Origin of the sequence: Bacillus sp. REN16 (assembly GCF_020731355.1) — a bacterium.
Taxonomy (GTDB): Bacteria; Bacillota; Bacilli; order Bacillales; family Bacillaceae_L; genus Ferdinandcohnia.
Map to the genome: position 1 here is coordinate 87,571 of NZ_JAJFZK010000013.1, position 9,827 is coordinate 97,397.

12 protein-coding genes are annotated in these 9,827 nt (G+C 35.3%); 9 read left to right on the forward strand and 3 right to left on the reverse strand.

The window, feature by feature from the left end:
* The first annotated feature begins 86 nt into the window (after positions 1–86).
* The 4 genes from LKW28_RS17715 to LKW28_RS17730 all read left to right on the forward strand — a co-directional run bounded on the left by LKW28_RS17715 (position 87) and on the right by LKW28_RS17730 (position 2,745).
* Entirely contained in the window at positions 87–1,571 is a 1,485-nt protein-coding gene (locus LKW28_RS17715) for an amidase family protein (RefSeq protein ID WP_229141774.1), read from the forward strand.
* Between the two features lie 75 nt (positions 1,572–1,646).
* Positions 1,647–1,934, forward strand: coding sequence for a hypothetical protein (locus LKW28_RS17720; protein ID WP_229141786.1), 288 nt, complete (start codon positions 1,647–1,649; stop codon positions 1,932–1,934).
* 117 nt (positions 1,935–2,051) lie between these two features.
* Positions 2,052–2,438: a hypothetical protein gene (locus LKW28_RS17725; protein ID WP_229141775.1), complete on the forward strand. Its 387-nt coding sequence runs from the start codon at positions 2,052–2,054 to the stop codon at positions 2,436–2,438.
* Between the two features lie 94 nt (positions 2,439–2,532).
* Complete coding sequence (locus tag LKW28_RS17730) at positions 2,533–2,745, forward strand: Zn-binding domain-containing protein (protein ID WP_324255046.1); 213 nt, start codon at positions 2,533–2,535, stop codon at positions 2,743–2,745.
* 199 nt (positions 2,746–2,944) lie between these two features.
* Here the strand turns inward: LKW28_RS17730 and LKW28_RS17735 are convergent, their stop codons facing one another.
* Positions 2,945–4,063 (reverse strand): tyrosine-type recombinase/integrase, encoded by a 1,119-nt coding sequence (locus LKW28_RS17735; RefSeq protein ID WP_229141776.1) that lies wholly within the window; start codon positions 4,061–4,063, stop codon positions 2,945–2,947.
* Positions 4,064–4,184: 121 nt separating this feature from the next.
* A complete protein-coding gene (locus tag LKW28_RS17740) occupies positions 4,185–4,538 on the reverse strand; it encodes a DUF771 domain-containing protein (protein WP_229141777.1) in 354 nt (117 codons plus the stop codon).
* A 579-nt stretch (positions 4,539–5,117) separates the two neighbouring features.
* Here LKW28_RS17740 and LKW28_RS17745 point away from each other — a divergent pair.
* From LKW28_RS17745 to LKW28_RS17760, 4 genes are all read left to right on the forward strand, one after another.
* Positions 5,118–5,585: a hypothetical protein gene (locus LKW28_RS17745; protein WP_229141778.1), complete on the forward strand. Its 468-nt coding sequence runs from the start codon at positions 5,118–5,120 to the stop codon at positions 5,583–5,585.
* Between the two features lie 100 nt (positions 5,586–5,685).
* Complete coding sequence (locus LKW28_RS17750) at positions 5,686–6,429, forward strand: HNH endonuclease (RefSeq protein ID WP_229141779.1); 744 nt, start codon at positions 5,686–5,688, stop codon at positions 6,427–6,429.
* A gap of 201 nt (positions 6,430–6,630) precedes the next feature.
* The gene (locus LKW28_RS17755) at positions 6,631–7,065 is read left to right on the forward strand and encodes a hypothetical protein (protein WP_229141780.1); all 435 of its coding nucleotides are present in this window, start codon (positions 6,631–6,633) and stop codon (positions 7,063–7,065) included.
* Positions 7,066–7,391: 326 nt separating this feature from the next.
* A complete protein-coding gene (locus LKW28_RS17760; protein ID WP_229141781.1) occupies positions 7,392–8,393 on the forward strand; it encodes a phage/plasmid replication domain-containing protein in 1,002 nt (333 codons plus the stop codon).
* A gap of 98 nt (positions 8,394–8,491) precedes the next feature.
* Here the strand turns inward: LKW28_RS17760 and LKW28_RS17765 are convergent, their stop codons facing one another.
* Positions 8,492–8,998, reverse strand: a complete 507-nt coding sequence (locus tag LKW28_RS17765; protein WP_229141782.1) for a hypothetical protein — start codon at positions 8,996–8,998, stop codon at positions 8,492–8,494.
* 198 nt (positions 8,999–9,196) lie between these two features.
* On the opposite strand from LKW28_RS17765, the gene LKW28_RS17770 reads away from it, so the two are divergent.
* Positions 9,197–9,778: a restriction endonuclease subunit S gene (locus tag LKW28_RS17770; RefSeq protein ID WP_229141783.1), complete on the forward strand. Its 582-nt coding sequence runs from the start codon at positions 9,197–9,199 to the stop codon at positions 9,776–9,778.
* Positions 9,779–9,827 lie beyond the last annotated feature (49 nt).

Consider the following 9,827-nt stretch of genomic DNA (forward strand, 5'->3'; position numbering starts at 1 on the left):
GGGAACTTTGTAGGGTTGTAACGAAATTTTGGCAATTCTGTAAGAAAAATATAAAACGTTTGCAAAACAAAAGGAGGCGATGGTTGGTGTTTGATTACAAGCAATATGATGGGTTGGGTTTAGCCGAGTTAATTCAAAAAAAAGAAGTGAAGGCCGAAGAAGTACGGGAGGCGGCGATTTGTGAAATTGAAAAGAAGAATGGTGTGCTTAATGCTGTAATTGATACATTTTACGATGATTCAAAGGGCGTTGCTCAAACCGAATCAACAGGAATTTTTGCGGGTGTTCCTTTCTTAACGAAAAGTATTAATCAGGAAGTAAAAGGTCGTCCACTCAGAAATGGTTCGAAACTCTTGGAACACATTATTGCCGATCAAGATAGTGAATTTGTTCGTCAAATTCGGAATACGGGGGTCACCATTTTAGGACAGACAAATGTTCCAGAGTTTGCGTTAATGGGAATCACAGAGCCTGCTTATTATGGACCATCTAGAAATCCGTGGAACAAGGATTATACACCAGGTGGGTCAAGTGGAGGTTCCGCAGCAGCTGTCGCATCGGGGATGGTTCCAATTGCAGGTGCAAATGATGGTGGCGGTTCGATTCGGATTCCTGGTGCTTTTTGTGGATTATTTGGTTTAAAACCTACTCGTGGTCGCACACCAGTTGGTCCTGATCGAGGGCGGGTATGGCAAGGTGCATCAGTCGATCATCTTTTAAGTCGTTCTGTCAGGGATAGTGCAGCCATGCTAGACCACTATCATATGGACCGGGCCAATGCGTTTATGGCGCCCCTTTTTAATGGTTCTTATTTAGATGCATCTATGACTCCTCTAACAACTCCGCTAAAAATAGCATTTACGACAGAGTCTCCATTAGGCACCACTGTTAATCAGGAGTGTAAGGAGGCAGTTCATAAAACGACAAAGCTATTAGAAGAGATGGGTCATACCGTTGTTGAAAAAGCAGCACCAGTAGACGGTAAAGAAATAGCGAATAGCTATTTCATGTTGTATTTTGCAGAAGTGGCTACAACCTTGACAGCGCTTGAGGACGTGATTGGACGGAAAGTCACATTTAACGATGTAGAACCAGCAACATGGATGCTAAAATTACTTGGAAAAGCTGTATCAGCCGATGAATTTTTAACAAGCCTTAAGTTTTGGGACGAGGCGGCTATTCAAATGGATAGCTTTCACGACAACTATGATCTTTACCTGACACCAACTACTGCCCACCCTCCATCAGGGATAGGTGAACTTGATCAAACACCATTTGAAAAAGGACTGATCCGAGTAGTTGGAGGTTTAAGGTTAGGAGGAATGTTGAAAAAGTCGGGCTTTGTTGAACAATTGGCAAACAAAAGCCTTGAGAGAACCCCATTTACCCAACTTGCGAACTTAACTGGTCAACCTGCAATGACTCTGCCTATGCATCTTACAAAGGATGGTCTCCCATGCGGTGTTCAAGTAATGGCAAGACGAGGCCGTGAAGACCTTCTGTTACAGCTTGCAGGACAACTTGAACAGACAGATTCATGGATTCAGGTGAAAGAGAATCCTGGTTTTTAAAAAGCAGATAATTAGATTTATAGACAAGGGGTTTGAGTTGTACAAAAGTAAAATTGATAAGAGAGGACTAGTATGATGCTAGCAAAAATCAGAAAAGTTAAGTTAAACACAGAAGGTAAAAACCCGGTATATAAGGTTATTCTCGAATGCCCACAAGGCAAGGAACTTTATATTCATTTCGATTATACACATGCCACAAATACATTCTGGCCATTAGAGGTCAACTATAATGGAAAGCATAAAGATGCAAAACTAGCTTGGTATACAAGGGATGTAGAAAATATGACTGTAGAAGCATTCTTAAAGACCATTGCAGAAAAGATTAACAAGAAATACGGGTATGAATTTGGGATGCAAAATTAAAAAAAGAGATAGAAAAGGCTGGAGAAGTACATCGGCAGGTTGATGAGATGGTTAAATAATATAAATGTTTGAGAATAGGTATAACCTTTCACTAATTAAAATCAAAAGGAGAATAATATGAATGCGTTAATAAACCAATGTCAAAAAAGAGGTCAAGGATTATCAGCAGAAAGTCTCGAATTGTTAAAAACTAATCTTCAGGATAGTTTAATTGATGAGGTAGAAATAAAGGATGGGTTTTCATATTTTCCAAAAGGAAAGAGGCGCAACGCCAGGATTGCAAAAATCGCATTTAGTTCAAAGAATAGGGTTTATTTAGAGTTTAATTATGTAGACTTAGAATCATTATCTTCTATTGATGAATTTATTACAAAGGTCTGGACGCTAAATGACAATGATAGAATTGCTTATCATGCGGGAGGAGTAAGATATTGCTATGTAGGTGATAATGTAACATTTGCCTTACAATTAATTGATGAAGCAAAACGGACAAAATTAGTCTAATATCTGCACTTTAGTACAGTAAAGAGAAACAAAGTATTTTTGGGTTAACGAAGGAGTAGGGTTCTTTAATTAAGAACAGTCCCCTCGTTTTTTCATTCTATATGAAACAGGTGGTGGTGGAGCGGGAATAGTGGAAATGGTTGAAGAGCGTCTTTTTCATGTTATGCGAAAAGTACTTGCTATTTTACGTTCATGTCCATGCCAATCTGGCTGCCCAAATTGTACATATTTAGCTATTTGTGAGCGGTCTAATGAACCGCTGGATAAAGCAGGTGGGATAGCGTTCTTGGAGAAGGATTTTGGCTGATTAATCCGGGGCATCATTGTTTGACCCCGACCACCGGTATCTGATAAATAATATTGAATACGTTTAGTGAATCTCTATTAATGCTCTAACCCTTGATACATAAGGGTTGGAGTTTTTTTCTTTTCATTTCTTTTCCATTGACTATAAGATATGAAACGATATGTTCTGATATTTTTTTACGCAAATTTTTACGCATTTTTTAAACAACCATACGTTCAAAAGTTTGTACTGTAATTTGCTCATCCTCTAGGCGTAATTCTTTTAGGACATGCGTGTACTTTTTTAATGTTGTCTCAATATCACTATGACCCAATCTTTCACTTACATAATGAATAGAAGCCTTTTGATAAAGAAGCACACTTGCATGAGTGTGTCGTAAACCATGCAAAGTTATTGGTTCAATGTCTAATTCTACCAGAAGTTTCTTTAGCAACTTATTGGCGTTGGTATTGCTAATGACTTTGTATTTAGATTCAGGGCTGAAAAACACCAATCCATGAATGTTAGTTGGAGTGGTTTTAAACAATCTTTTAAAATGATTCATGGTAACATTGTCCATTTTAATGGTTCGTTTTGATTGTTCATTTTTTGTTTTGCCAAATCCATCAGGGGAACTTTTTTTATATCCCCAAGTTTTATTTATAGCGATGGTGTTATTTTCAAAGTTAAAGTCTTTTCTAGTTAGCCCAACAGCCTCCTGATAACGAATTCCTGATGTCGCTATTAGATGTATCAAGGAGTATCCTAATCCATCATCAATATTACTCCAAACACTTTTTAAAAGTCTTTGACTTTCTTCATAGTCCAAATAATTGCGTTCTCTTTTTGGTACTTTCCAAAGTAATCTTGCGTTTCTGGTGAAATCAATGTGGATGTCTTGTTCGTCTATAGCATCTTTTACACATGCCCTTATATGTCGGTGTACTTTTTCAACCGTTTCTTTTGCTTTGTTTGATCCAAACCAATTAATGAATTTTTGATATTCACGTTTATTGATATTCTGAATAGGAGTCTTTGAAAAGTGTTCTCTTATAGCATTTAAGGAGTATTCGTAATGTTTTAGTGTTGTTGAACTCACTAAATGCTTTTTATAATCCTCAATCCATTCCTGGAAATATTCATCGAAAGGAACATTTTTTGTAATTGGACTGATACCTTTTGCTAATTGTGCTTCCATTTCAATCGCCGCAGCTTTTGCTTCTCTTTCTGTACGAAATCCACCTTTTTTAATAGGTTTTGATTTTCCATTTACCATGTTGCTAACTGTAAATTCAAAACTTGTTTTTTTTACTCCAACACGTTTTCTTATAGATGCCATAATTTCTGTCTCCTTATCTAGTTGTAGTTGTAATTAGATAAGGGTAGCCTGGTGGTCATCATGGCGTACCCTTATCATATAGCCTGGTTTAAATTTTGTATAGCCTAACTATTAGGCATTTTTATCTTTTTTGTGAGAATATTTGTTGGAAATTCTTGTCCAAAAACTCTGCCATTTTCAAAGCATGGAATGACCAAGTCTGTCCTTTTGATTGTGGGTAAAATACGAAACCGCCTTTTTCAACATCAAGGATCTTTTTGAATTTTGGGGGATAGAGGATATTGTCTTTAATCCATTCATGTTTACGATTAATTCGCACTTCCAAGTCTTTCATTGTCCAATAAACGCCTTTTAACTGTTGTTGTTTTAGTTCTTGCAATTCTACCTTGGAAATGATTACTGAGTCGGAAGGGATAGGGATTGTGAGGTTAACGGAGAGTTGTTGTAATTCTGTATCTTGAAGTAATGTTGTCATGCTCATTCATCTCCCTTCTCAATAGAAGAGTTGGAGATCTTATCTGCTATCTCGGTATTGTCGTGCAAAGTGAATTGTAAATTGCTATTGGGGAATATTGTGGATTGGTTATTTAAGTTTCTTTCGATTGTCATCATGTTTCCTCCTGTTGTAGTTTGAAAGAATGATTGGTGTACATCTGAGGTTAAAAGTGAGTGGGTCTATTTTGGGGAGTTGTATATTACTTTAATTTCACTTCCCTTCAATTAGTCAATTAGTTTATATATCTATCATAATTTGGTTGATTTCATAAATCAAAATTCTTAGGTTCGAGGGTATAAAATTTTCTAGTGGGGCTAAGGGTCTTGTTGCTTGTTCTACTGTGTTAGGATATACTTATTATTAGATTACCATCTACAATAATCTAGGGAAGATGGATATTATATGAAGAAAATGAATAAGATTTATGAATCTATACAAACAAACTATAAATCCATATTGCAAAAAAAACTCGTTCTCTAACAAGGGGACGAGTTTTTTGTGTTCCCCAGTGACTATAGGAAATGGTAATTACAATAGTGTAAGAAAGGATGGTGAGGTATGCAGTTTTATTCTGTTAAGGAGGTTTCTATAAAATTAGGATTGAGTATAAAAATAATTGAGAATATGTGTGAAAAAGGACGCTTTAAAGATGCCTATCAAACTGATAATGGTGAATGGTTAATACCAGTAGGGGATTTCATTACTTCAAGAGAACAGGATCAGAGAGCTGAAGCCGTATTAAGGCAGATTGATGCAAAAAATCGAAAAGTTGATAAAGATATAGTTTATATTGATGCACAGCTAGTTGCTGATTTTTACGGGGTTACATTGAAGGAGATAAATTGCTGGATTAAGCAAAGAAAAATCTCTGGCAAAAAGGATAAAGAAGATCCAGAACGTTATTTGATTCCGAAAGAAGAGTTCGAGTACTTGAAAGGAAAAATAGAAACAGGCGATATAAATGAGACCATTAAAGAATTTCTCGGTAATGATTTTGCAGAGTGGGATATAGACATTGATGATTAGAGTAAAGAAGGAAACCTATGAATCAAGAAAGGAGTATTTTTCAGAGAGGTGAGGAAATGAGGAAAAAGAGAACATTGAAAGATATACGGAGGAAAGGGCTATGGAAAGACTAAAGGATTGTAGTATTTGCGGTGATAAATTGTCTATAGCAGAGTTTTCAAAGAAACAAAAACATAAATGGCGTTCTTATTGTAAAAGTTGTAAGGCAATCAAAAATGAAATGATGAAAGCAAAAAAAATAGAACCACCGAAACTTGATCGAGGAGTGGAGATAGAGGTTAGGGGAAAGTTAGCTAACGGACATGGGTACACATATTCTGTCCCATATGAAAAAGCGATACAAATGGTGGATGAACGAGTTGCATATATTGTGCATGAAAGACTCATTAGGAAGTTTTTTGACCGTGATACGTTCAGAAAACTGATATTCAAAAGGTTTGGAGAAATATGCTTTTATTGTGGTGAAGTTGCTGAAACTATTGATCATATTATTCCAAAGAGCCATGGCGGATTATCCAGTTTTTCGAACTGTGTACCTGCGTGTGCTAAATGTAACGAGTCAAAGAGCGACATGAGCTTAGATGACTTTCATTACTATTTTGATCCTTATTCTATTATTCCTGATTCATCTCAAATAGAATATGTAAGATTTGATTTCATGAAGTTGACCGATAAGCTCGATAAATTCAATTCCTACTTCAACATGTGCTTAAAGAAGTGTGAAAGTAATGAAGGTGAATTCGATATTCTAGTCGATTTGGAAAAATTTGAGGGAAAAGTGAGCCAGATAAACGAAACGATAATGAGATATAAAGTAAATCAAAATCTTGAGAGTTTAGTTTAATATTTTCTATCATGTTAGGAAACAAACAATATCGAGATCAAAAGGTGAAAAAGTATTGGGTAGCAATAACGGTGTATTAGGATATGAAGAACATTTTGATTAACCTTATGATAGCTATGGGATGTGCTAATTGGTTACTTTACAGACCTTTAAAGGAGAAAATGAAGTTATTATAGGTTACATACAATTACTAAAAGGGGAATGCAACGTATGGAGAAGTGTTACTTAGGAGTTAACAATAGTGGAAACCCAATTATTCATTGGGAATTTGAAAGTAAAGATAATTTCGATAAGTTTAGTAATAATAGACTTGGATTTTCTAATATTTCAGATAAAGAGGAAAATATTCAAGAATACTTGCTAATTAAGGATTATTCTCGTAAGCAGGACTATTCTATTACAATATCAAAACAAGATGAGAAGGTATTAATGAAGGTGGTTTTTGATTTGTTCAATAATATTTGCCTTACAGCTATCGCTAGGGAAGATGAGGGTTATCATCAATTTATCGAGGCATATCAAGATGAAGGAAATGGTAATATACAGCTTGAAATGAGTTGGAGTGGAGGGGAATCAAAAAAACGTTTTTTCACTTTTGGATTTTTCAATAATGAGTTTTCAACTTTATTCAAATAAAATAAATATCTAAAAGGAAGAAACCGTAGAGAATTATAGCTATACGGTTCTTTCTTTTTTAGTCCAAGAAAAATGGAGTTGAAGTAATCACTGTAACTCTATTGTTATGAACATCTTGTAAAAATAGAACAGCTTACTTAGGTACAAATGTGAATATTTTTATTACAACTACATAGCATGTTTTACTTAACAATCACATTGGCACATTTCAATGTGTTGGGAAGTCATATAAATTAGTTCGGGTCGGGAAAAACAATGCTAAGATAACCCTTGATAATAAAGGGTTTATTTACTCCTAAGACCTAGAAAAAAAGGAGTTGATTTAATTGATTCACACATTTGAAATGATGTTGCTTGTAACCTATTATGATATTCAACATCTCTTTTCCATGTACGGTATTAACCTCAACAAGTACGAACACTTTGGAGCTGCTGTTAAACAGCTTAACAAAGAAATAAAAAAGAATTTCGATGCCTATGCAGTTACATGGATTAGTTGTCAAGCAAGTGGAGAATGGAATCTACATGTGAAAGTAGATATTGTTAAAATGTTGGATAAAGGAGAGATTTTAGAGGAAGATTACGATTTGGTAGAATCCGATATTCGTAAATTCCTAATCCACCATTTTGGGCATTCCTTGTATTTTGACACTCATACACTCAAGAGAATTGACTACAAACTGGACTTTTATGTGCCGAATTCAAAAGACAGAGAGCTGCTATTTTTTCTATTGGAAAAATACACAACTAGGTACGGATACAAAGAAAAAATCAAATGGGGCAAGGATGAAAATGAAAATCCTTTCAAATATGAAACATCACAATACCACAAATCGAAGAGTGTGGAGTTGGTGATCTATGATAAAGAGGAAGAAAGGATTGCAAAAGGAGAAGAAATCCAACCGTATGATAAGGGGCGGGTCAGATACGAACTAAGATTGAAAAATAGCCACCTCAATAGCATGAAAAGAAAAGATAAAGGAAAAGGTAGACCAAAGGAATTAAGGAGCTACTTTTTGTATCATTTATGGAAAGAGTACATGGAAAAGCATGTTCTACCAATAGTTCACCGAGGTGATTATTATAAGATCACTGAGGCGGAAAAAATCATTGAAAATAGTCATTTCTCAAAAAAGAAAAAGAATGATCTTCGTGCATTCCTCGTTCAAATCTCCAAAGGAAGTATAGATACACCGAAGAAACATATGTCCGCACCTACCTATCGAAAATACCTTCAGGATCTTGCTAGTATTGGGGTAAGCCCTGTCCTCATTCCAAAGAACCGCACTGATTTCCCCAATTGTTTGAAAAATCCATTCAAAATCTAAAAAAAGTGAAAATAACATTGAAGGTGTCTAAAATGTGTTGTAACAAACGCAATAGACACCTTTTTTATGAAAAACTACCACAAAAAGACGAGAGCATTTTACAACTCTCGTCCATTTTTTGGTTTGTACCTAGTCATTGCATCAATTAGTGTTTGTGCGATGATGTCTTGAGTTTTTAGGTGGGGATAATATTCTTCACAAAATTTACTGAAGTCCTCGTAAATAGAAGTGTTCATTCTGACACTTTTATTTGTGAACTCTGCATTCTTGCTGTATATGCGTTTATCTAGCAGTAAATTCCCCGATTCTTCAAATTGTTGAATCACCTTTTTAAGAGTGTCAATATGGGTCTTGATGAATGCTATATCATCATTCTGCTCGGTATGGGTACTTGAAACTCGTTCCTCTTCAGAACGAACAAAGGGATAGTATTGCTTGTCTGCTTGATGGTACAAGTAATCTCCCTCCCTCATGAGCTTACTGAACGAACCAGATGGAATTTCGAGACGTTCGCAAATTTCCGAAAGACTATGCTCTTTTAACATCTTATTGACTTCCTGAACTCTTTTTGCTGATGGCATTGTAATGATTGTGTTTTTATCCATATACACAACCCCTTTCTTTTTATGAAGTTAATGTATTATAGATAAAAGTTTCCTTAGTATAACTGTATCGGATTGTGTGTTTCTATTAGTTTAGGTTCATCACCACAAAAGATTGACTCTAGTCGCAATTAGGTTATATAATGTATTTAACAAATTGTGGTTAAATATTAGATTTAACAACTCAGAAGGAGGTGGAACATGCAACTTGGCGAGATTTCCCAAATAAAGACGGGATTGGTATTAAGTAGGAAGAAAGCAGAATTTGAGTATGATGCAAAGGCCAGATACAAACTTATGTCGCTTAAAAATATAAGTGAAGATGGGAATATAGTTAACGAATCATTTGATGAGTTTATCAGTAATGATCATTTAGATGACCATTACTTCACCGAAGAAGGCGATGTTCTTATGAGGTTAAGCCAACCTTATACCGCAGTTTTTATAGATAAAGACCATACTGGTTTATTGGTTCCGTCATACTTTGCTATCATAAAGGTGAATAAAGCAAAGATTTTACCACAATATGCAGCATGGTATCTTAATACATTGAATGTAAAGAAGGAATTGGAGCGTTCTCAAGCAGGAAGTAGGATTCCTAGCACAAATCAACATGCAATAAGGAATATTCCTATTATGTTAACGTCTAACTACAAACAACAAGTGTTGATTGAACTTTTCCAGCTACACCAAAGAGAAAAAATACTTTATAAGAAATTGATTGAAGAAAAAGAGTTGCTTTTTCAGGGAATTACACAACAAATAATAGGAGCATTCCTGTAATGAAGAAATTTGAGGTTTGAACAAAAAAAGTCCCCTTGGTATGATACAA